At 57.8% G+C, this 22,767-nt stretch carries 21 protein-coding genes and 1 pseudogene; 17 read left to right on the forward strand and 5 right to left on the reverse strand.

Going from position 1 to position 22,767, the window contains the following annotated elements; all coding sequences use genetic code 11:
* The first annotated feature begins 221 nt into the window (after nt 1–221).
* The 4 genes from secA (at nt 222) to AC07W5_RS25020 (ending at nt 6,044) form a co-directional block, all read left to right on the forward strand.
* Complete coding sequence (gene secA, locus AC07W5_RS25005) at nt 222–2,963, forward strand: preprotein translocase subunit SecA (RefSeq protein ID WP_494992075.1); 2,742 nt, start codon at nt 222–224, stop codon at nt 2,961–2,963.
* 121 nt (nt 2,964–3,084) lie between these two features.
* Nucleotides 3,085–4,302: a bifunctional glutamate N-acetyltransferase/amino-acid acetyltransferase ArgJ gene (gene argJ, locus AC07W5_RS25010; RefSeq protein ID WP_494992076.1), complete on the forward strand. Its 1,218-nt coding sequence runs from the start codon at nt 3,085–3,087 to the stop codon at nt 4,300–4,302.
* Nucleotides 4,303–4,470: 168 nt separating this feature from the next.
* Nucleotides 4,471–5,103: a glutathione S-transferase family protein gene (locus AC07W5_RS25015; RefSeq protein ID WP_495012941.1), complete on the forward strand. Its 633-nt coding sequence runs from the start codon at nt 4,471–4,473 to the stop codon at nt 5,101–5,103.
* The gene (locus tag AC07W5_RS25020; RefSeq protein WP_495024516.1) at nt 5,100–6,044 is read left to right on the forward strand and encodes a Nudix family hydrolase; all 945 of its coding nucleotides are present in this window, start codon (nt 5,100–5,102) and stop codon (nt 6,042–6,044) included. The genes AC07W5_RS25015 and AC07W5_RS25020 overlap by 4 nt, the downstream gene beginning before the upstream one ends.
* 142 nt (nt 6,045–6,186) lie before the next feature.
* Here the strand turns inward: AC07W5_RS25020 and AC07W5_RS25025 are convergent, their stop codons facing one another.
* Genes AC07W5_RS25025 through AC07W5_RS25035 form a run of 3 tightly spaced genes read right to left on the reverse strand, consistent with a single transcriptional unit; the run spans nt 6,187 to nt 9,770 of the window.
* Complete coding sequence (locus AC07W5_RS25025; RefSeq protein ID WP_494992079.1) at nt 6,187–6,768, reverse strand: cob(I)yrinic acid a,c-diamide adenosyltransferase; 582 nt, start codon at nt 6,766–6,768, stop codon at nt 6,187–6,189.
* A 2-nt stretch (nt 6,769–6,770) separates the two neighbouring features.
* Entirely contained in the window at nt 6,771–8,807 is a 2,037-nt protein-coding gene (locus AC07W5_RS25030) for a sensor histidine kinase (RefSeq protein ID WP_495024517.1), read from the reverse strand.
* A 45-nt stretch (nt 8,808–8,852) separates the two neighbouring features.
* Nucleotides 8,853–9,770, reverse strand: a complete 918-nt coding sequence (locus AC07W5_RS25035; protein ID WP_494992081.1) for a putative 2-dehydropantoate 2-reductase — start codon at nt 9,768–9,770, stop codon at nt 8,853–8,855.
* A 145-nt stretch (nt 9,771–9,915) separates the two neighbouring features.
* Between AC07W5_RS25035 and AC07W5_RS25040 the strand changes: the two genes are divergently transcribed.
* Both AC07W5_RS25040 and AC07W5_RS25045 read left to right on the forward strand, forming a co-directional pair.
* The gene (locus tag AC07W5_RS25040) at nt 9,916–10,401 is read left to right on the forward strand and encodes a YajQ family cyclic di-GMP-binding protein (protein ID WP_489073061.1); all 486 of its coding nucleotides are present in this window, start codon (nt 9,916–9,918) and stop codon (nt 10,399–10,401) included.
* Nucleotides 10,402–10,536: 135 nt separating this feature from the next.
* A complete protein-coding gene (locus tag AC07W5_RS25045) occupies nt 10,537–11,379 on the forward strand; it encodes a mechanosensitive ion channel family protein (RefSeq protein WP_494992082.1) in 843 nt (280 codons plus the stop codon).
* 360 nt (nt 11,380–11,739) lie between these two features.
* Here the strand turns inward: AC07W5_RS25045 and AC07W5_RS25050 are convergent, their stop codons facing one another.
* Nucleotides 11,740–13,065 (reverse strand): OprD family porin, encoded by a 1,326-nt coding sequence (locus tag AC07W5_RS25050; protein WP_494992083.1) that lies wholly within the window; start codon nt 13,063–13,065, stop codon nt 11,740–11,742.
* A 912-nt stretch (nt 13,066–13,977) separates the two neighbouring features.
* Between AC07W5_RS25050 and AC07W5_RS25055 the strand changes: the two genes are divergently transcribed.
* Both AC07W5_RS25055 and AC07W5_RS25060 read left to right on the forward strand, forming a co-directional pair.
* Nucleotides 13,978–14,403, forward strand: coding sequence for an HIT domain-containing protein (locus AC07W5_RS25055; protein WP_494992084.1), 426 nt, complete (start codon nt 13,978–13,980; stop codon nt 14,401–14,403).
* Nucleotides 14,404–14,406: 3 nt separating this feature from the next.
* Nucleotides 14,407–14,613 (forward strand): SlyX family protein, encoded by a 207-nt coding sequence (locus tag AC07W5_RS25060; protein WP_489073069.1) that lies wholly within the window; start codon nt 14,407–14,409, stop codon nt 14,611–14,613.
* A 93-nt stretch (nt 14,614–14,706) separates the two neighbouring features.
* Here AC07W5_RS25060 and AC07W5_RS25065 read toward each other — a convergent pair whose 3' ends face one another.
* Nucleotides 14,707–15,309 carry a cold-shock protein gene (locus AC07W5_RS25065; RefSeq protein WP_494992085.1) on the reverse strand — a complete coding sequence of 201 codons (603 nt, stop codon included), beginning with the start codon at nt 15,307–15,309 and terminating at the stop codon, nt 14,707–14,709.
* Nucleotides 15,310–15,691: 382 nt separating this feature from the next.
* Between AC07W5_RS25065 and AC07W5_RS25070 the strand changes: the two are divergent.
* The 9 genes and pseudogenes from AC07W5_RS25070 to tolQ form a co-directional block, all read left to right on the forward strand.
* Nucleotides 15,692–15,847, forward strand: a pseudogene (locus AC07W5_RS25070) (hypothetical protein); the annotation flags it as partial.
* Nucleotides 15,848–16,006: 159 nt separating this feature from the next.
* Complete coding sequence (locus tag AC07W5_RS25075) at nt 16,007–16,228, forward strand: FmdB family zinc ribbon protein (RefSeq protein WP_010457489.1); 222 nt, start codon at nt 16,007–16,009, stop codon at nt 16,226–16,228.
* 107 nt (nt 16,229–16,335) lie between these two features.
* Nucleotides 16,336–18,111: an aspartate--tRNA ligase gene (gene aspS, locus AC07W5_RS25080; RefSeq protein WP_495012945.1), complete on the forward strand. Its 1,776-nt coding sequence runs from the start codon at nt 16,336–16,338 to the stop codon at nt 18,109–18,111.
* Nucleotides 18,112–18,225: 114 nt separating this feature from the next.
* Nucleotides 18,226–18,972: a YebC/PmpR family DNA-binding transcriptional regulator gene (locus tag AC07W5_RS25085; protein WP_160106257.1), complete on the forward strand. Its 747-nt coding sequence runs from the start codon at nt 18,226–18,228 to the stop codon at nt 18,970–18,972.
* Nucleotides 18,973–19,152: 180 nt separating this feature from the next.
* Nucleotides 19,153–19,677: a crossover junction endodeoxyribonuclease RuvC gene (gene ruvC / locus AC07W5_RS25090; RefSeq protein WP_258699405.1), complete on the forward strand. Its 525-nt coding sequence runs from the start codon at nt 19,153–19,155 to the stop codon at nt 19,675–19,677.
* Between the two features lie 118 nt (nt 19,678–19,795).
* Entirely contained in the window at nt 19,796–20,404 is a 609-nt protein-coding gene (ruvA, locus tag AC07W5_RS25095; protein ID WP_123426655.1) for a Holliday junction branch migration protein RuvA, read from the forward strand.
* Nucleotides 20,405–21,466 (forward strand): Holliday junction branch migration DNA helicase RuvB, encoded by a 1,062-nt coding sequence (gene ruvB / locus AC07W5_RS25100; protein WP_494992087.1) that lies wholly within the window; start codon nt 20,405–20,407, stop codon nt 21,464–21,466.
* A 138-nt stretch (nt 21,467–21,604) separates the two neighbouring features.
* Entirely contained in the window at nt 21,605–22,072 is a 468-nt protein-coding gene (gene ybgC, locus AC07W5_RS25105) for a tol-pal system-associated acyl-CoA thioesterase (RefSeq protein ID WP_494992088.1), read from the forward strand.
* Nucleotides 22,062–22,757: a protein TolQ gene (gene tolQ / locus AC07W5_RS25110; protein ID WP_494992089.1), complete on the forward strand. Its 696-nt coding sequence runs from the start codon at nt 22,062–22,064 to the stop codon at nt 22,755–22,757. The genes ybgC and tolQ overlap by 11 nt, the downstream gene beginning before the upstream one ends.
* Nucleotides 22,758–22,767: the final 10 nt, after the last annotated feature.

Raw genomic sequence — 22,767 nt, forward strand, 5'->3', positions numbered from 1 at the left:
ATTAAATCAACGAGTAACTTCTACCGCGATTGGGTTGAAGTTCAGCAAAAAGCCCCTATTTAAAGTGAGCCCCGTCACAGCGCTGTGCCAGCATCGTGGAATAACGCCACTTTCCTCACAATCGTTTCCGGGTAGAATACTCGTTCGCATGCGGCCATAAGGGCTGCACGGGCGACTCACGGGGCCGCCCTCCATCCCTATGTGTGGAAGAACCTGTCGATATGTTTGCGCCTTTGTTAAAGAAACTTTTTGGAAGCAAGAACGAGCGCGAAGTCAAACGCATGCTCAAGACGGTACAGATCGTCAATGCCTTCGAAGAGCAAATGGTGGCCCTTTCGGACGAGCAATTGCGCGCCAAGACCGAAGAGTTCAAGGCCCGCATAGCCAAAGGCGAGACCCTCGACAAGCTCCTCCCTGAAGCCTTTGCGGTTGCCCGTGAAGCCGGTAAGCGTGTCATGGGCATGCGCCACTTCGATGTGCAGTTGATCGGCGGCATGACCTTGCATGAAGGCCAGATCGCAGAAATGCGTACCGGTGAAGGCAAGACCCTGGTGGCGACACTCGGCGTTTACCTGAACGCGCTGTCCGGCAAGGGCGTGCACGTTGTAACCGTGAACGACTACCTGGCTCGTCGTGACGCCAACTGGATGCGTCCGCTCTATGAATTCCTCGGCATGACGGTCGGTGTGGTGACGCCGTTCCAGCCGCCGGAAGAGAAGCGTGCTGCCTATGCTGCCGACATCACCTACGGCACTAACAACGAATTCGGTTTCGACTACCTGCGCGACAACATGGCTTTCAGCATGGAAGAAAAATTCCAGCGTGAGCTCAATTTTGCGGTAATCGACGAAGTCGACTCGATCCTGATCGACGAAGCCCGTACCCCGCTGATCATTTCCGGTCAGGCCGAAGACAGCTCCAGGCTCTATATCGAGATCAACAAGCTGATCCCGCTCCTGGAGCTGCATGTCGAAGAAGTGGAAGGCGAAGTCACCAAGGCTGGCCACTACACCATCGACGAGAAGACCCGCCAGGTCGAGCTGAACGAAGCCGGTCACCAGTTCATCGAAGAGATGCTGACCCGCATTGGTTTGCTGGCCGAGGGCGAGAGCCTGTATTCGGCACATAACCTGGGCCTGCTGACCCACGTTTATGCCGGTCTGCGTGCGCACAAGCTGTTCCACCGCAACATCGAATACATCGTTCAGGACGGTCAGGTTGTGCTGGTCGACGAACACACCGGTCGTACCATGCCGGGACGTCGTCTCTCGGAAGGTCTGCACCAGGCCATCGAAGCCAAAGAAGGCCTGAACATCCAGGCCGAAAGCCAGACCCTGGCTTCGACCACCTTCCAGAACTACTTCCGTCTGTACAACAAACTGTCCGGCATGACCGGTACGGCCGACACCGAAGCGTTCGAATTCCACCAGATCTACGGTCTGGCGGTAATGGTCATTCCACCGAACAAACCGCTGGCGCGTAAAGACTACAACGACCTGGTGTTCCTCACTGCGGACGAGAAATACGCCGCTATCATTGCCGACATCAAGGAATGCATGACCCAGGGCCGTCCCGTGCTGGTGGGTACTGCGACCATTGAAACTTCCGAGCACATGTCCAGTCTGCTCCAGAAGGAAGGCATCGAACACAAGGTTCTGAACGCCAAGTTCCACGAAAAAGAAGCAGAAATCATCGCCCAGGCCGGTCGTCCGGGCGCACTGACCATCGCCACCAACATGGCCGGTCGTGGTACCGACATCCTGTTGGGCGGTAACTGGGAAGTGGAAGTAGCATCCCTTGAGGATCCGACCCCTGAGCAGATCGCCCAGATCAAGGCTGACTGGCAGAAACGTCACCAGCAAGTGCTCGAATCGGGCGGCTTGCAGGTCATCGCTTCCGAGCGTCACGAATCGCGCCGTATCGACAACCAGTTGCGTGGTCGTGCCGGTCGTCAGGGTGACGCTGGCTCCAGCCGTTTCTACCTGTCGCTTGAAGACAGCCTGATGCGCATCTTCGCCTCTGATCGGGTGAAGAACTTCATGAAAGCCCTGGGCATGCAGCCCGGCGAAGCAATCGAGCACCGCATGGTGACCAACGCTATCGAAAAGGCTCAGCGCAAGGTAGAAGGTCGCAACTTCGACATTCGTAAACAACTGCTCGAGTTCGATGACGTCAACAACGAACAACGTAAAGTGATCTATCACATGCGTAACAGTTTGTTGGCCGCCGATAACATCGGTGAAACCATCGCCGACTTCCGTCAGGACGTGCTCAACGCTACCGTCAGCGCACACATTCCTCCGCAGTCGCTGCCTGAGCAGTGGGATGTAGCCGGCCTTGAAGCCGCTCTGTCGAGTGACTTCGGTGTGAAACTGCCAATCCAGCAGTGGCTCGACGAAGACGATCACCTCTACGAGGAGACTCTGCGCGAGAAGCTGATGGCCGAACTGCTGGCCGCTTACAACGAGAAAGAAGAGCAAGCGAGTGCAGAAGCACTGCGCACCTTCGAGAAACAAATCGTTCTGCGCGTGCTGGATGACCTGTGGAAAGACCACCTGTCGACCATGGATCACCTGCGCCACGGCATCCACTTGCGCGGCTATGCACAGAAGAACCCGAAGCAGGAGTACAAGCGCGAGTCCTTCACCTTGTTCTCCGAGCTGCTGGATTCGATCAAGCGCGACTCCATTCGTGTGTTGTCCCACGTACAGGTTCGCCGCGAAGATCCAATCGAAGAAGAAGCTCGTTTGCGTCAGGAAGCCGAATCCCTGGCTCAACGCATGCAGTTCGAACACGCCCAAGCCCCTGGGCTGGAGCATCCGGAAGCATTGGATGAGGGCGTTGATCTCGATGTCGCCCTTGCCGCTGCGCCGGTTCGCAATGAGCAGAAGCTGGGTCGCAACGAACTGTGCTACTGCGGTTCGGGCAAGAAGTTCAAACATTGTCACGGCCAGATCAACTAAGATTTCCGCCAGACACTGAAATACCCGCGCCGCGACCGGCATCAGCCGTCGCGGCGTTTTTCCATTTGAAACACTGTCCTTCGTGACGACAGTGCTGACATCACATTAGAGGAGCGCTTTCATGGCTGTTGGTCTTGGTCCTTTGCCAACGTTGCACCCGGTTGCCGGTTTTGAACTCGGTATTGCTTCGGCCGGCATCAAGCGCCCGGGGCGCAAGGATGTTGTGGTCATGCGCTGCGCTGAAGGCTCCACGGTTGCGGGCGTGTTCACCCTGAACGCCTTTTGCGCCGCTCCGGTGATCCTGGCCAAGCAGCGAGTGCAAGGTCCGGTGCGTTATTTGCTGACCAACACCGGTAATGCCAACGCCGGTACTGGCGAGCCAGGACTGGCCGCTGCCGCGCGTACCTGCGCCAAACTGGCTGAATTGACCGGTGTCGACGCCAATCTGGTATTGCCGTATTCCACAGGCGTGATTGGCGAGCCGCTGCCGGTCGAGAAGATCGAAGGCGCCCTGCAAGCCGCCCTCGACGATTTGTCCGTGGACAACTGGGCCGCCGCCGCCACCGGCATCATGACCACCGACACCCTGCCAAAGGGTGCGAGCCGCCAGTTTCAGCACGACGGTGTGACTGTCACTGTCACCGGCATCAGCAAAGGCGCAGGGATGATTCGCCCGAACATGGCGACCATGCTCGGCTACATCGCCACCGACGCTAAAGTCTCCCGCGATGTGTTGCAGAACCTGCTGCTGGACGGCGCCAACAAATCGTTCAACCGCATCACTATCGATGGCGATACTTCGACCAACGATTGCTGCATGCTGATTGCCACTGGCAAGGCTGATCTGCCGCAAATTACCGAGGCCAGCGGTCCGCTGTTCGCGGCACTCAAGCAGGCGGTGTTCGAAGTCTGCATGGAGGTGGCTCAGGCCATCGTCCGTGACGGCGAGGGCGCGACCAAGTTCGTCACGGTTGAGGTAAACGGCGGCGCTAATCATCAGGAATGCCTGGACGTCGGTTACACCGTGGCTCACTCGCCGCTGATCAAGACCGCGTTGTTCGCTTCCGATCCGAACTGGGGTCGTATTCTTGCCGCCGTCGGCCGTGCTGGTGTACCGGATCTGGACGTGAGCAAGATCGACGTGTTTCTGGGTTCAGTCTGCATCGCCAGCCACGGTGCGCGCGCAGCGACTTACACCGAAGCGCAAGGCGCGGCGGTAATGCAGCAGGAAGAGATCACCATTCGCATCGAACTGGGCCGCGGGGATTGCAGTGAAACGATCTGGACCACCGACCTGTCCCACGAATACGTGAAAATCAACGCCGAATACCGTACGTAATTACGATTTCGCCAGTACCCCGTTCCCCTTGTAGGAGCGAGCTTGCTCGCGATGGACGTTAACGATAACGCGTGTTTTCTGAGTAAACACGCCGCCCTTGAGTCCATCGCGAGCAAGCTCGCTCCTACAAGGGAGTCCCGCGATTCTCCTCATTGAAGGTGTCTGAACATGAGCTTCCACCTGATCATCGGCGACAAACTCTATTCTTCCTGGTCCTTGCGTGGTGCGTTGGCGCTTGAACTGACCGGCACTACTTACACCGAAGAACTGATCAAACTGAACCAGCCTGACACCCGTCAGTTGCTCCTCAAGCATTCGCCTACCGGCAAAGTCCCTCTACTGAAAACCGAGCACGGCACCATTGCCGATTCGCTGGCGATTGCCGAATACCTGGTCGAGCGCTTTCCAGAGGTCGATTTGTGGCCGCGTGACATCGCCGCCCGTGCCCAGGCGCGATCCGCTTGCGCGCAAATGCACAGTGGTTTCTTCGGGATGCGCGGCAATATGCCGTTCGACCTGAGCCACGATGCTCCACTGTCGCCGATGCCACCTGAAGCGCAGGCCGATATCGAACGCATGCTGGCGCTGTGGGCTGAATGCCGCGCGGCCGCTACCGAGCCCGGGCCTTTCCTGTTTGGTCGGGTCAGCCTGGCGGACGCATTCTTTGCGCCGATTGCCGTGCGTTTGCGCACCTATCGGGTGGCCTTGCCGGCGGTCGATGCGGCGTATGTCGAAACGATTTACCAATGGCCAGCCTTCAAGGCCTGGCAGAAGGCCGGTTTAGAGGAAGTAGTACGGTGAAACGAGTACATGTGGCTGCGGCCGTTATCCGTGATAGCAACGGCAAGATTCTCATCGCCCGACGTGCCGACACTCAGCATCAGGGTGGCCTTTGGGAGTTTCCCGGCGGCAAGGTCGAGGCGGACGAAGCGGTGGAGACGGCGCTTGCCCGCGAGCTGCAGGAAGAGTTGGGCATTGTGGTCAGCGCGGCTCGACCGTTGATCAAAGTGCAACATGACTACCCGGACAAGCAGGTATTGCTGGATGTCTGGGAAGTCTCAAGCTTTACCGGCGAACCTCATGGCGCCGAGGGGCAACCCTTGGCCTGGGTGGCTGCCCGGGAGTTGACGGGCTATGAGTTTCCGGCTGCCAACCAGCCGATTGTCGCGGCGGCCCGTTTGCCGGGGGAATACTTGATCACCCCTGACGGTCTGGAAACCCCGGCCTTGCTACGGGGCATACAGAAAGCCATCGCCGGTGGCATCAAACTGATTCAGCTGCGTGCGCCAAACGGCTATGACCCACAGTACCGCGACCTGGCGGTGGATGCGGCGGGTCTGTGTGCGGGCAAGGCGCAATTGATGCTCAAGGGTCCGTTCGAGTGGCTGGGAGACTTCCCGTCCGCAGGTTGGCACGTGACGTCGGCACAATTGCGCAAGTACGCCAGCGCCGGTCGACCATTGCCCGCGTCGCGCTGGCTGGCGGCTTCTTGCCACAATGCCGAGGAGCTGGCCTTGGCTGAACAGATGGGCGTGGACTTCGTCACGCTGTCGCCGGTTCAGCCTACTCAGACTCACCCGGATGGGCAGCCGTTGGGTTGGGATCTGGCGGCACAGTTGATCAGAGGCTTCAACAGGCCGGTGTTTTTGCTCGGTGGTGTCGGCCTGGCCGAACGTCAACGCGCCTGGGAAAGCGGTGCGCAGGGCGTAGCGGGGATTCGGGCGTTCTGGCCTGAGGCTTGATTCTGTGGTGTAGCCACTGGCCTCATCGCGAGCAAGCTCGCTCCTACATCTAGGGTACGCGATCACCTGTACTGTAGGAACAGCCGGGCGGCGTTCCGCTTGCTCGCGATTGCGGCGTCACAGGCGACACATGCCCCCCTGACTAAACCTCAGGCTTCGCCGCCGCCTCCCAAAGAATCTCGGCAACACCCTGACGTTTAGCGATCAAACGAGCGGCAACAAACAGCAAGTCCGACAGCCGATTGACATACGCCAGGCCAACCCCGGTCAGCGGTTCGACGGCGTTCAAATGCTGGCAACGTCGCTCGGTACTGCGGGCCAGGCTGCGGCACATATGCGCTTGTGCGATCAACGCCGAGCCGCCGGGCAGAATGAAATTCTTCAGCGGCCCCAGCTCTTCATTCCAGCGATCGATTGCCGCCTCCAGGCGCTCGACTTCACCTGAATTGAGTGCCTGATACACCGGCATCGCCAACTCGCCACCCAGGTCGAACAAGCGATGCTGGCAGGGCGCCAGGACTTCAATCACCTCGGTCAATCCTGGACACTCGCGGCTTTGCTCGGCCAGTCCGGCCAACAACAATCCCAGCTGGCTGTTCAAGGTATCGACTTCGCCAATAGCCTCGACTCGCGGATGGTCCTTGGGCACCCGACGTCCGTCGCCCAGACCGGTTTCACCTTTGTCGCCAGTGCGTGTGTAAATCTTCGACAAGCGAAAACCCATGCTCACCTCTCCAGTTGACTGAGTTCGTGGGAGGCGAGCTGGGTGCCCGCCAATGGCAGGCGCAAGGTGACACAGGTGCCTTGGCCCAGGGTCGACTGTACTTCCATCTGACCCTTGTGGTTGTTGGTGATGATGAAGTAGGAAACCGACAGCCCAAGCCCGGTGCCCTGGCCGATTTCCTTGGTGGTGAAAAACGGTTCGAAGGTGCGCTTGCGCACGTTTTCACTCATGCCTATGCCGTTGTCTTCAACCTGAATTTCCGCCCAGGGCGGATTCAAGCGGGTGCGCAAAGTGATCCGCCCTGGTTCTCTATCGTCTTCACGCTGGTGAATGGCCTGCGCAGCGTTTTTCAGCAGGTTGAGCAGCACTTGCTCCAGCTCGTTGGCGGTGCCCGGAACCGGGCCCATCTGCGGGTCGAACTGGCGAACGATGGCTTGGCCCTTGAAGTCGAAACCGATGGTCAGATCGAAGTCGTTGCTGGCAATTTCCACCGCTTGGTCGATCAACGCTGGCAGATCGCATGGAGCCAACTGGCGGTTGCTACGGCGGCTGAAACTGAGCATGTGCGTCACGATTTTCGCTGCGCGTGCTCCGGCTTGCTGAATGCCGTCGAGTAACTGTGGCACCTCACGGCTTTGCAGATAGCGGTTGACTGTCTCCAGCTGGATGCCGATCTGCTCGGCTTGTTCGAGGTTCTTCGGCAAGTCCGACGACAAACGGCGGCGAATGTTCTGAACATTGTGCAGGATCGCCCCCAGAGGGTTGTTGATCTCGTGGGCCATGCCGGCGGCGAGGCCTCCGACCGAGAGCATCTTCTCCGATTGCACCATCATTTCTTCCAGGGACAGACGCTGGGTGATGTCATCGATCCGGATGACCACCCCGCGTCCGGCACCGCCCATCAACGGGTAGAAGGTCAGGGCGTAGTGCCTGGCTTCATCGTCCTTGACCCAGGTGACGCGCTCGATTTTGGCCACGGTGTGCTGTTCCACTGTTTCCTTGAGTTGTGGCAGGAACGGTTTTAGCGGCTCGAACGCAAGGAAGATCGGTTGATTCAGGGCTTCGTCCAGACGGGTTCCGGAAAGGGCGCTGGCTTCTTGATTCCATTGGGTCACGTAGAGCTGTTCGTCCAGCGCGATCAGCGCCGAGGGCATCGAGTCGATGATGCTGTTGAGGTAGTTTTGGAAACCAGTGAGTTTCTTCTCGATCTTGCTCCGAACCTGGACTTCCAGTTCCAGCTTGCGATTGGTGTGACGGGTCTCTTCGGCAAGTCCCTGGGCCTGGTCAAAAGCTGCCTGGGAATCGTCCCGTGCACGTTTGAGCTGTTGCTCACGGGCTTCGATCCGCGAAAGCATGGTGTTGAAGGCTTCGGCGAGGCTGCCGATTTCATCGTGATTACCGCGAGCGGCGCGCAAGGCGTAGTTCTCCTCGCGGGTCACTTGTCGGGACAGCTCTTCGAGTTGGTGGATCGGCTGGGTGATCAGGCGCTTGATTTGCTGGGCGATCACCAGCCACAGCAGCACACTGAAGATCAGAATCCCAAGACTGGCAGTCAGGGTGCCTGTGTAGAACGCCATCGGCAGTTCGCTGCTGGCCACCAAGAGCAAATGCCCTGGCGGCTGGCCGGGGCGGGGCAGGGTGATCAGCTGATTGCTGCGAAACTCGGTCACTTGCCAGGCTTCAATATGCCGATAACGCTCTGGCAGTTTGAGCCGTTCGCCATGTTGCAACTGCGCCAGACGTGCGCCTTTGCTGTCGTAGAGCGCGGCAGCGCGTAATGGCGAATAGCTGTTGAGCTCATTGAGCAGATTTTCGGCGCTTTGTGGCGAGTCCAGCGCCTGCGCGGCCAGGCTCGGATTGGAGATCAATCGACCTATGGTCTGCAAGGCCTGCGGTGCCATGCTTTCCTGAGAGATCCAGTACGCGGCGCTGATAAACGTCAGGTTGGCGACCAGTAGCACGGTGATTAGCAGAACCAGCAGGGCCGCGAACAGTTTCTGGCCGACCGGAAGGTTTTCAAGGCGCTGGCGCAATGGCATTGAGGTTGTCACTGAAGAGGAACAAGTGGGCAGCGTAGCCGCTGCTCAGTCGCTGGGCAATCCGCGCGTGCGCAGGTGCTCGATCAGCCGCTGTTGTACCTGATTGAGGTGGGGCAGGGTCAGCTGATGTCGAGACGCAACATTGCAGGCATGACCCAGCAGGTAGCTGATCTCGGTCCTGCGACCGTTGGCGACGTCCTGATACATCGACGAGTAATTGGCCGCAGTCGCCTGAATGACTCGCTCGACTTCGTGTTGCAGATCTTGCGCTGCTGCCGGCTGGCCGCAACGCTCCAGTAGTTCAGTCAGCTCGGCGCAGAGGGTGGCGACCTCGCAGTGATGTTGCAGCAATCCACCGTTACGGCAGTCGTGCAACACGGTCAGCGGGTTGATGGCGCAATTGAGCGCCAGTTTTCGCCAGAGCCGAGTGAGGATATCCGCGCTCCACTCATGGGGGATGCCGCCCGCGCTCAGATCATCCAGCCAGATTGGCGGGGTAGGGTGGCCGGCATCACCGAGCCATGTATAACCGTGGCCGGCGAATACCACACGCCAATCGCCATCGCGAAACGCACCTTCGGTACTGGAAGCAAAAATGCAACGCGCCTGCGGGACCCGCGCCGCGACCGCGTCCTGACTGCCCAGACCGTTCTGTAACAGAATCAGTTCGGCATCGGGAGTCAGGCGGGGCGACAGTTGCGCGACGGCTTTTTCGGCGTCGTAAGCCTTGCAGGCTACGAGCAATCGGGTGATAGGCTCGCCACTGTCGACGGTTTCACCGGGGATCTCGTAGAACTGTGCTTCACCTTGCTCCACCAGCGTGAGCCCGCCTGTTGCCCGGTAGGCCTGCAAGCGTGCCTGATCGCGCAGAATCAGTCTGACTGGCAAGCCGGCCCGGGCCAGGCGTGTAGCCCACAAGGTGCCGAGGCTGCCTGCGCCGAGAACGTGCCAGGTGGTCGACATCAGCTTTTTGCTCTGTTTGGCACACGCATGCGAGGCTCGCAGTGAAGGAGAGGAAAGACCCGTTATAATGAGCCGGCACTTTAACCGCAAGCCTGGCGTACTCCATCTATATTGAGCGGCGCCCTTTTGACATTGGAGAAATTACATGCCGTCGTTCGACGTGGTATCCGAACTGGACAAACACGAAGTTACCAACGCGGTCGAGAACGCTGTCAAGGAGCTCGACCGTCGCTATGACTTGAAAGGCAAAGGCAGCTTTGAGTTCAAGGAAAAAGATCTGGTCGTCAACATGACCGCTGAAGCTGACTTTCAGTTGGAAGCAATGATCGAAATCCTCAAGTTGGCGCTGGTCAAGCGCAAGATCGATGTGCAGTGCCTCGAGCTCAAGGACGCTTACGCTTCCGGCAAATTGATGAAACAGGAAGCGACCCTCAAGGAAGGTATTGATAAGGAGATGGCGAAGAAAATCGTCGCTCATGTCAAGGACGCCAAGCTCAAGGTTCAGGCGGCCATTCAAGGTGAGCAGGTGCGTATCACCGGCAAGAAGCGTGACGACTTGCAGGAAGCGATTGCCGCACTGCGTGCCAAGGAGTTCGGTATGCCGCTGCAGTTCAACAATTTCCGCGACTGATCAGTGTTTCGGGAACCTCCTGGCGTTATCGGCGTCCGAGGCCCGTGGAAGGGCAGAAACGATTGAGCTCAAGAGATCTTGGTCGTTCTGCCGATTAGTATTGCGAGCCGGGGACCCGGTAATCAGGAGAGATAGATGGACTTGAATGCGGAAGTGGACCACCTGGTCAGGGCGTCCCAAGCCTGGGTTCCGATGATCATGGAATACGGTAGCCGGGTGCTGCTGGCGGCCATCACACTGGCGATCGGTTGGTGGTTGATTAACAAACTGACCCATAAAGTCAGCAAGCTGCTGGCCTTGCGCAATGCCGATCAGGCCTTGCAGGGTTTTATGAGCAGCCTGGCGAACATCATTCTCAAGGTACTGCTGATCGTCAGCGTGGCCTCGATGATTGGTATCGAAACCACCTCGTTCGTCGCGGCGATCGGCGCGGCGGGCCTGGCGATTGGTTTGGCATTGCAGGGCAGCCTGGCGAACTTCGCCGGCGGCGTGCTGATTCTGCTGTTCCGTCCCTTCCGTATTGGCGACTGGATCGAAGCGCAGGGCATCAGCGGCACAGTCGACAGCATTCAGATCTTCCATACCGTGTTGCGCACCGGTGACAACAAGACCGTCATCGTACCCAACGGCAACCTGTCCAATGGCATCATCACCAACTACAATCGTCAGCCGACCCGTAAGGTCGTGCTTGATGTAGGTGTTGATTACGAAGCCGACTTGCAGAAGGCTCGTGAGGTTTTGCTTGAACTGGCCAATGACGGGCGAGTGCTGACCGATCCGGCGCCAGTGGCTGTGGTATCGACGCTGGGCGACAGCTCGATCACCGTTTCTTTGCGTGTCTGGGTGAAAACCGCGGATTACTGGGATGTGCTGTTCCACTTCAATGAACAGTCCCGTGATCGCCTGAAGGCGGCAGGTATTAATGTTCCGTTCCCCCAGCGAATGATGCGTGTGGTTCAGGAAGTCGCTGCGCGGTAACGTCGCTTGTTATGACTTGGCTGTTCGGTCAAGCATCAGTGTTGAACTCAAGGGGCGATCAGCCCCTTGAGCGTTTTACCCCTCCGGTAATCATTCTTCCAGCGCAAAACACTTCCGGTAACACCGGGCATGAAGTGCGAGCAAATGGTTTGTTCGGCAGAGGAAGATACTTGGGTGGCTGTTTTATACTTAGCTAGCTTGCTATGTAGTTGCAGCGAAGAGAACCGCAATGTCTGTCTAGTCCTGAAATAGGTTTACACCTGTTTCAGGACGAGACAGTCGCAATAAAAAAGCCGCTCACCTGAATCAGGTGAGCGGCTTTTCAGTAGAGCCGGGCTCTAAATTGCTGTGTTGCAGGTGTTACAGGATGCTCAGCGGGTACTCAACAATCAGGCGGGTGTCGTAGAGGTTGTCGCTGTAACCACGGAAAGCCTCGTTGTTGTGGTAGTTAGCGAAGCGCACACGGAAGGACAGGTCTTTGGCCGGGCCTTCTTGCAATACATACTTGGACTCGACGTTCCACTCGTACTCTTTGCCTTCACCCAGACCGTTGGTGGTGATGTTGTCACCTTTGACGTAACGGGTCATGAAGCTCAGGCCAGGAACGCCGTAGGTCGCCATGTTCAGGTCGTAGCGAGCTTGCCAGGAGCGTTCGTCACGGCCCACGAAGTCGGAGATCTGAATGGAGTTGGCTACGAAGATTGTGCTGTTACCATCGACACCGTAGTAGTAACCATTGTCACCGCTGGAGCGTTGGTGAGCGATGGTGAACTTGTGAGCGCCGAGGGTATAGGCAGCTGCCAGGCTCCACAGTTTGTTGTCTACGCCTTTGGTGCCGTCGCCGATCATGTCAACCTGGTCGCCGCGCTTGTCGCCTTCGGTTTTATAACCGTTGAAGTCGAAGTTCAGGGACTGGCTTTCTGCGATTGGCAGGGTGTAGTTCAGGTTGATGTACTGCTTCTTGAAGTATTCATCAACCTTGGATGCAGCCAGCGCACCGGTGAAGTTATCGGTGAAGGCATAGCTTGCGCCGAAGATGTTGGCAGCAGTCAGGCCTCTGCCGCCATTGCCGTTAGCATCCGCAACACCGCCGATGCTGTCCTTGCCCATGCCGGTTTGCTTGCTCAGGGCGGTGAAACGACCTGCGCTCAACTCAAGGCCTTTGATCTCTTTGCTGGTGATCAAAGTACCTTCGGCAACTTCTGGCAGCAGACGGCTGTCATCGGTAGCGAATACTGGGCTGGCAACGAATTGACGGCCGTATTTCAAGGTGGTGTCGGAGATACGGAACTTGACTGCAGCGCCAGTCTTGGACTGGGTTTTTTGCTCGCTGCGGTCGCTACCTACCGCGAACAGGCCGTTGCCTGCGCGACCTGCGCCGCCGTCAAGTTTGGCGGAGCCCATAGCCATAGCGTCAACACCGACGCCGATGGTGCCTTGAGTGAAGCCGGACTCGTAGGTCAGCAGTTCGCTGACACCCGTGTCCTGACGATAGCCACTAGTTCCCGACGTTGGGTTGCTAGCGCCGTGCTTGTAATCGCGGTTCATGTACTCCATACGAGTCTTGGCTTTCAGGCTGCTGTCTTCAACAAAGCCCTTGGCGTCGTCCTGGGAGGACGCGATTGCGAACTGCGAGGTGCCTGCTGAAACAGCCAGTGCGATCATGCTCCACTTCATCACGCGCATCGTGATTTGCTCCTTTGGTTTTTAGAAGAGTACTGCCGTCCCGCCTGTTCTATTATCCGGGCGGCTCTTTCTTTTTGTGTCGGCGCAAACTTATATCACGCTGACAATGTTGGCGATACTTACGTATCTATCCTTTTGGCTTCTTCACGAGCGTGTCGCAAAATGCTCGGTCGATGTCGCATATCTGTAGTCCCACTGTATCCGGACTGACAACTTCAGTACTGCCTTCAAAGGCCGGAGCATAGGTAAAATGGTTCTATGTCCAGGCAGTGAAATCTTCATGGGCGACCTTGCCACTATTATTATTTGTCTGAAAGTACCACTTCCAGCAGGCACCTTTTCGACGATGTGGGTGTGAATGCAACAACCGTGCACAAACACGTTTTCTGCTACCGATTTTTTCTACTACCTCGGATGGAGCTACAGAAGCCTCATGAAACCGGGGTTTCAAGATTGCTTTGTTTGAGCTTGACGGCGCTATTTTCCTCGTGTTGTACCCAATGAAAATAGCGCGGCAACCAAAAATGTTACCGGTCCACACTCTGAGTGAGTAAACGGCGGATGTTCGACGCACTCAGCGTAGACGTATTGTACGGTTTTGGTGCAAAACTTCATCAGGGTGGGCGAGATTAATACAGGGGGGACGACAGATGCAAAGTGGCGCCCCCGGCTTCTGGTGGTCATTTTTTGACGTGCGGCTATTCATTGATCCTTGATTGGGCGATTGGGCGAGAAATGTTCCATGTTGGGGCGTCCTTGGGCTGGACGGGGAGATTGCTGTTTGCGCAATGGCGGTTGTTCGCCGTGAAGGGCGTGCCAATCGCAGGTATGCTGCTGTTCTGTCGCTTGGCGAGCAGCCGATTGAGTTGGGCGCTAAGCTGAAAACTGATGAACTGAGCGGGAGTGCGCGCGGTGTTCGCTTTAGATCCACGACTTCAACAAGACACGGTACCGATCGGGGACTTCCCCTTGTGTCGGTTGCTGTTGTCCAACGATTCGAATTACCCCTGGTTCATCCTGGTACCGCGTCGCGAGGATATCAGTGAGTTGTTTCAGTTGGATGCGGCGGATCAACAGCAGCTATGGCAAGAAACCACGGCATTGGCAGAAATGCTCAAGGACTCGTTCGATGCGGACAAGTTGAATGTTGCGACCTTGGGTAATGTGGTCAGTCAACTGCACATGCACGTTGTTGTGCGTAAGCGTGAAGATGCCGCATGGCCGGCACCGGTCTGGGGTAAACATCCGGCAAAACCTTACAGTGCAGAGCAGGTATTAGCTGTTCGCGAGCGGCTGCGATTGGTGTTGACTGATGATTTTCAGTTTCTGGAGGGCTGAGCAATGAGCTCTGAAGCGAGAATTACCGAGTTGGAAAGTCGGCAGGCTTTTCAGGATGACACAATTCAACAGTTGAGCGATGTGCTCGCCACACAGCAACGGGTGGTCGAGCGTTTGCAATTGCAGATGGCCGCGCTGCTCAAACGCCAGGAAGAAATGGCCGGGCAGTTCGAGTCTTTCGAGGAAGACGCTCCGCCGCCGCATTATTGATTGCTTTGGATGCCTCAACAGGCAGCCATAAAAAAACCGCGAGCAGCCTGGCTGCTCGCGGTTTTCTTTTTTTGCAGGGATAGGGGGCTGAAATCAGCGGCGTGGCAAAGCAGCGATCACGTCTTCAGCTTGCAGGCCTTTATCACGGTTCATGACGGAGAACTCCACGCGCTGGCCTTCGACCAGGACGCGATGCCCTTCACCCCGTATAGCACGGAAGTGCACGAAAATATCATCACCAGAGTCGCGGGAAATAAAACCGAAGCCTTTAGAGGTGTTGAACCACTTGACGGTACCGGTATCGCGATTGGTCATGTCGTAACTTTGTGGGGCAGCTGCTGGCGACGGAGTATAGAAACTGATGGCCAGGTGCAGGAGAACGGCGATCAGTGCAGTCAGAAGGCTGACCAGGATGGCCGGTTGGCCACCAATTACTGGCAGAGGAGCGAGCAGCGTAAGGGTTTGCAGGACGACAGCAAGCACCAGCAGAGCGCTGACCAGATTTTGCAGTTGATAACGGGGGCCTTTGTTCCAGTAAGGAATAACTGGAGCGAGGGTCAGGTTGAGCAAGCCGAAAAACGCCAGATAAAGCGCATCGGGTTGTTGCAGGTAAGGTACGGCTTCGGATCGCAGGCTAGGGATAAAGGACAGCAGCAGGGCTGCAGCGCCCGTTAGCAGATGGACGATTTTCAACATTTTGATTAACTCACGTTAAGACGGATCACAAGGAAGAGCTGATTGCGAACGTTCGCTTCTGAACAATATGAGGCGCTGGACACGTACGCGGCATCAGCCTATGCGCTGCAGTCAGAGAAATGGACTTCAGCGACACATCCCTATTTAACAGCAAAGCCGGGCCCTTCTCAAATCAGGCGCTGCCGCCAAATGTGCCCGTTGATCGCCGGCCTGGAAGTTGTTGCGCCCGTTTGTCTTGTAGAGGCTCGTTCTAGACGGGTGATCAGGATTTTCAGGCTGCCCGCAGTTTTTTCACCGGCAGCTGAAATCGGTCGTCGTCCTGGCGTTCGGAGGTCACGGCGCTTGCCGAGCGAATTCGGGCTCCTGGTTTTCCAACCCCGGGATCTTCCCGTTGCTTGATAAAGTCAGTGATGAGCCGACGGCGGATCTGCTGACCCAGCGTATGCAGGTCGATGAAAAGACCGCGTGGATGCTGCGCTCGTTGCTGGATCATGGCAGATGGCCACAAGCGCTCTGGCGCGGTGGCCGCATAGCTTGAGCAGCAGGCGTTGCCAGCAGCTCTATAGGGATGAACGCCAACCTGTGCAGTCATACGGCTGCACAGGCTCGATTTAATGGATATAATCGCGCCCTTTGCTGCGTAGCCCGGGCTATTCGTGCGGGCGCGGGCTGTAGAATTGATTGCCGAGACAACTCCATGCCGATGTACGACTATCAATGTGCTTCCTGCGGTCATCAACTGGAAGCCATTCAAAAGATCAGCGCGGCGCCGCTGGTCGACTGCCCTGCCTGCCAGGCGCCTGAACTGAAAAAAATGCTGTCCATGCCCGGGTTCCGCCTCAGCGGTACCGGCTGGTACGAGACTGACTTCAAGACAGGTTCGAAGAAGAATCTGGCCGGCGGCGACAAAGCTGACTAAGTTGAACGACACGCGCGAGCTCTTGCATCACAGGCACCTTATTGAAGTGCGGTGGTGCGGCAAGACCTCCAATCGAATTTCGAATTACGAGAAGTGAAACCACTACCATGATGCGCAGCCATTATTGCGGCCAACTGAACGAAAGCCTGGAAGGTCAGGAAGTTACCCTTTGCGGATGGGTCCACCGTCGTCGTGACCACGGCGGGGTGATTTTCCTCGATATTCGTGATCGTGAAGGTCTGGCCCAGGTGGTGTTCGATCCGGATCGCGCCGAAACCTTCGCCGCCGCCGACCGTGTGCGCAGTGAGTACGTAGTCAAAATCACCGGTAAGGTGCGTCTGCGTCCGGCTGGTGCCGGCAACGCCAACATGGCTTCCGGTGCTATCGAAATACTGGGCTACGAGCTGGAAGTGCTGAACGAAGCGGAAACCCCGCCGTTCCCGCTCAACGAATACTCTGACGTTGGCGAAGAAACCCGCCTGCGTTATCGCTTCATCGACCTGCGTCGTCCGGAAATGGCCGAGAAGCTGCGTCTGCGTTCGCGCATGACCACCAGTATCCGTCGCTACCTGGACGAGAATGGCTTCCTTGACGTCGAGACGCCGATCCTGACCCGTGCCACGCCAGAAGGCGCACGTGACTATCTGGTGCCGAGCCGTACTCACGCAGGTAGCTTCTTCGCCTTGCCGCAATCGCCGCAGCTGTTCAAGCAACTGCTGATGGTTGCCGGCTTCGATCGTTACTACCAGATCGCCAAGTGTTTCCGTGACGAAGACCTGCGTGCCGACCGTCAGCCGGAATTCACCCAGATCGACATCGAAACCAGCTTCCTCAACGAAGCCGACATCATCGGCCTGACCGAAGGCATGATCCGCAACCTGTTCAAGGAAGTGCTGGGTCTGGAATTCGGTGAGTTCCCGCACATGACCTGGGACGAGGCCATGCGTCGTTACGGTTCCGACAAGCCGGACCTGCGTAACCCGCTGGAACTGGTTGACGTTGCCGACCAGCTCAAGGAAGTCGATTTCAAGGTCTTCAGTGGCCCGGCCAACGATCCGAAAAGCCGTATCGCCGCTCTGCGCGTTCCGGGCGGGGCGAGCATGCCGCGCAGCAAGATCGACGACTACACCAAGTTCGTCGGCATCTACGGTGCCAAGGGCCTGGCGTACATCAAGGTCAACGAACGCGCCAAAGGCGTCGAAGGCTTGCAGTCGCCAATCGTCAAGAACATCCCTGAAGCCAACCTCAATGTGATCCTTGATCGCGTTGGCGCGGTCGATGGCGACATCGTGTTCTTCGGTGCCGACAAGGCCAAGATCGTCAGCGAAGCCCTGGGCGCGCTGCGGATCAAGGTCGGTCACGACCTGAACCTGCTGACCTGCGAGTGGGCACCGATGTGGGTCGTCGACTTCCCGATGTTCGAAGAGAACGACGACGGCAGCTTCACCGCATTGCACCACCCGTTCACCGCGCCGAAGTGTACGCCAGAGGAGCTTGAAGCCAACCCTGCGACCGCGCTGTCCCGTGCCTACGACATGGTGCTGAACGGCACCGAGCTGGGTGGCGGTTCGATCCGTATCCACCGCAAGGAAATGCAGCAATCGGTATTCCGTCTGTTGGGTATCAGCGAAGCGGAACAGGAAGAGAAATTCGGCTTCCTGCTCGACGCCCTGAAGTACGGCGCACCACCCCACGGTGGTCTGGCTTTTGGTCTGGACCGTCTGGTGATGCTGATGACTGGCGCCCAGTCGATCCGTGAAGTGATCGCCTTCCCGAAAACCCAGAGTGCTGCCTGTGTCATGACTCAGGCACCAGGTCTGGTGGATGCCAAGGCATTGCGCGAACTGCACATCCGTCTGCGCGAACAGCCTAAGGCTGAGTAAGATCGACCACAAAGGCGTATCGATCGATGCGCCTTTGTGTCAGATCCAGATTGTGTTGCCCGCTCGCCTTCATGGGCGTGCGGGCATTGTTTTAAAGAGAATTCGGAGCGAGTTATGGCAGGTCATTCCAAGTGGGCGAACATCAAGCACCGCAAAGAACGTCAGGATGCCAAGAAGGGCAAGATTTTCACCAAGTGGATTCGTGAACTGACTGTCGCGGCCCGTCAGGGTGGCGGTGACCCGGGTTCCAACCCGCGTCTGCGTCTGGCGCTGGACAAGGCCCTTGGCGCGAATATGAGCCGTGACATTATCGATCGCGCGGTTGCCCGTGGTGCTGGCGCTGCCGACACCGATGACATGGTCGAGCTGAGCTACGAAGGCTATGGCCCGGGCGGCGTAGCGGTGATGGTCGAGTGCATGACCGACAACCGCAATCGCACCGCAGCAGCTGTACGCCATGCGTTCAGCAAATGCGGCGGCAACCTAGGGACCGACGGTTCGGTGGCTTATCTGTTCGAACGCAAGGGGCAGATTTCCTTTGCGCCAGGCGTTGATGAAGATGCGCTCATGGAAGCAGCCATGGAAGCCGACGCTGATGACGTGGTCACCAACGAGGACGGCTCGATTGACGTGTTCACCTCGTTCGCCGGTTTCTACTCCGTGCGTAATGCCCTGGAAGCGGCCGGTTTCAAAGGTAATGACGCGGAAATCGTGATGTTGCCGACCACCAGCGCCGAACTGGACCTGGAAGGTGCCGAAAAAGTCCTCAAGCTGATCGATATGCTTGAAGACCTAGATGACGTGCAGAACGTGTACTCCAACGCAGATATCCCGGAATCGGTGGCCCAGCAGCTCGGCTGATCGACCCCGTCACTGCAGGAAGCCTGGCTTGCCAGCGATGAGGCACTTGAGCCTTGCGCCGGTCTTCAGATTGCCATCGCTGGCAAGCCAGGCTCCTGCAGCTCAGGTGTCGGTCTCCCGTTATGTCTCGCCGACGCTGCCTGTTCCATGCCGGCCTCATTCTCTAAACCCGCAGGCGTTATGACTTTAATTCTTGGTATCGACCCCGGTTCACGCATTACCGGTTATGGCGTGGTACGCGATACCGGCCGTGGCTGCGTGTACGTGGCCTCGGGCTGTATTCGTACTGGCAGCGGCGAGTTACATGAACGGTTGCAAATTGTTTATCGCGGTGTGCGCGAAGTCATTCAGACCTACGGTCCGGTCACCATGGGGATCGAAAAGGTCTTTATGGCCCGCAATGCTGACTCGGCCCTGAAGCTCGGCCAGGCTCGCGGCGCCGCCATCGTCGCCGGTGCCGAAGAAAGCCTGGAAATCGCCGAATACACCGCAACCCAGGTCAAGCAGGCGGTAACCGGGACCGGTTCGGCGAATAAAGAGCAGGTGCAGATGATGGTCATGCACATGCTGAAACTGACCAGCAAACCGCAAATCGATGCCTCGGACGCCCTGGCAATCGCCATTTGTCATGCCCACACCCGCTCCAGTCTGTTACCTCATGGTCTGGGCACGGCTCGCAGTCGCGGCGGTCGCCTTCGCCTCTGATCTGATAGCATCAGCCCACTCATTTTGTCCGTTGAGCGTTTTGCGCCTGTCCTGTCGGCGATCACGCTCACTTTGTTACCCGTAAGCCAGATCTGGCCAACGCTTAAGGATTTGAAACGTGATTGGACGTTTGCGCGGCACCTTGGCTGAGAAACAGCCGCCGCACCTGATTCTGGATGTAAACGGCCTGGGCTATGAGCTGGAAGTGCCGATGACCACGCTCTATCGACTGCCGTCGGTCGGAGAGACGATCGCCTTGCACACCCATTTGGTCGTGCGCGAAGACGCCCAATTGCTCTACGGTTTCATTGGCAAGCGTGATCGCGATTTTTTTCGTGAGCTGATCCGCCTCAATGGCGTGGGCCCCAAGCTGGCGTTGGCCTTGATGTCGAGCCTTGAAGTCGATGAATTGGTGCGCTGCGTGCAAGCGCAGGACACTTCAGCGCTGACCAAGGTGCCGGGCGTCGGCAAGAAGACTGCCGAGCGTTTGCTGGTGGAACTCAAGGATCGCTTCAAGGCCTGGGAAACCGTGCCAAGCATGTTCGCACTGGTACCGAACCAGCCGGATGCACCGATGCCGGTGGTCACCGCCGAAAACGATGCGGTGAGCGCGCTGATTTCCCTTGGCTACAAGCCGCAGGAGGCCAGCAAGGCGATTTCTGCCATCAAGGAGAAAGGTTTGAGCAGTGAAGACCTGATTCGTCGCGCCCTGAAGGGAATGATTTAAGTGATTGAAGCTGATCGTCTGATCGCCGCCACGGGTGGCCCCCGTGACCGCGAGGAAGTCCAGGACCGGGCGATTCGTCCCGTCAGCCTGGCCGAGTACATCGGCCAACCGACCGTTCGCGAGCAAATGGAGCTGTTTATCCAGGCCGCCCGTGGGCGCAACGAATCGCTCGATCACACGCTGATCTTCGGCCCGCCGGGTCTGGGTAAAACCACCCTGGCCAACATCATCGCCCAGGAAATGGGCGTGTCGATCAAAAGCACCTCGGGTCCGGTACTTGAGCGTCCGGGTGACCTGGCGGCGCTGTTGACCAATCTTGAACCCCATGACGTGCTGTTCATCGATGAGATCCATCGGCTGTCGCCCATCGTCGAGGAAGTGTTGTACCCGGCCATGGAAGACTTCCAGCTCGACATCATGATCGGCGAAGGGCCGGCGGCGCGTTCGATCAAACTCGACCTGCCGCCGTTCACCCTGGTCGGTGCCACCACTCGCGCCGGGATGCTGACCAACCCGTTGCGTGACCGCTTTGGTATCGTTCAGCGTCTGGAGTTCTATAGCACTGCGGATCTGGCCACTATTGTCGGTCGCTCGGCCGGGATTCTCGGCTTGCCGCTGGACCCGGAAGGCGCGTTCGAAATCGCTCGCCGGGCCCGCGGTACGCCGCGGATCGCCAACCGTTTGCTGCGCCGGGTGCGGGATTTCGCGGAAGTGCGGGCCAAGGGGCACATCACCAAGCCGATTGCCGACCTGGCGTTGAACCTGCTGGATGTCGATGAACGTGGTTTCGACCATCAGGACCGACGCCTGTTATTGACCATGATCGAGAAGTTCGATGGTGGCCCGGTGGGGGTGGACAGTCTCGCGGCGGCCATCAGCGAAGAGCGGCATACCATCGAGGATGTGCTTGAGCCATATCTGATCCAGCAGGGCTACATCATGCGCACCCCGCGTGGGCGAGTGGTGACCCGGCATGCGTACCTGCATTTCGGTTTGAACACTCCTGCGCGCATGGGTGAGATGCCCGTGGCAGACGAGTTTCTGGATGCCATAGACGATTAATGAACCCTTCGCGTTGATTTTTTCGCCGATTGCGTGGTCCCAAAGGCTGGCATCGCGATGATTTTGCAAGAAAACGCGTTCGAAAATGAAAAACAGTTGCCTGGCCGGATTGGCAACCTGAGGAGTAAGCACTAGAGTATGCGCGCGCAAAACGGGCTGGAGTCGTTCGCACATCGGTGTCGCGTTTATTACGAGGACACCGATGCCGGCGGCATCGTGTATTACGTTAATTACCTTAAGTTTATGGAACGGGCTCGAACCGAGCGGCTACGCGAACTGGGCTTTGCTCAATCGCAGCTTGCAGGGGAGGACCTGTTGTTCGTCGTGCATTCCAGCGAAGCGCGCTATCACGCGCCGGCGCGACTGGATGACGAGCTTCTGGTAAGTGCTGAAGTAATCGAATTGAACCGCGTCAGCCTGCGCTTTAAACAGCAAGTCAGGCGGGCTACGGATAATGCACTGCTCTGCGAAGGGCAGTTTTTGGTGGCCTGTGTGCGCACCCATAGTTTGAAACCCCGGGCCATTCCCGAAGCTCTACGTGCGGCCTTTGCCGACGTGAGCGGCGCGGGTACACACTCAGAGCAGGAGATAAAGCGTGGAAGCTAACGTCGTCGACCATACCTCCATGTGGAGCCTGGTCAGCAATGCCAGCGTCGTGGTGCAGTTGGTAATGCTGATCCTGGTAGCCGCATCGGTGACCTCGTGGATCATGATCTTTCAGCGCAGCAACCTGTTGCGCGCCGGCCGCCGTGCCCTGGAGGGCTTTGAAGAGCGCTTCTGGTCGGGTATCGACCTGTCGAAACTCTATCGTCAGGCCGGTAGCAACCCGGACCCGGACTCAGGCGTAGAGCAGATTTTCCGTGCCGGTTTCAAGGAGTTCTCCCGTCTGCGTCAGCAGCCAGGCGTTGATCCGGAAGCGGTCATGGAAGGCGTGGCGCGTGCCATGCGCGTGGCCATTTCCCGCGAAGAAGAAAAGCTCGAGCAGAGCCTGCCGTTCCTCGCCACCGTGGGTTCCGTCAGCCCGTACATCGGTCTGTTCGGTACGGTCTGGGGCATCATGAACTCCTTCCGTGGTCTGGCGGCTGCCCAGCAAGCGACCCTGGCCACTGTGGCTCCAGGTATCGCCGAAGCGCTGGTCGCGACCGCTATCGGTCTGTTCGCAGCCATTCCTGCGGTAATCGCTTACAACCGTTTCGCCGCTCGCAGCGAAACCTTGATCGGCCGTTACTACACCTTCGCCGATGAGTTCCAGGCGATCCTGCACCGTAAAGTGCACACCAGCGAAGAATAAGCAGGTAATT

Source organism: Pseudomonas sp. GW821-FHT01E05 (assembly GCF_059422425.1).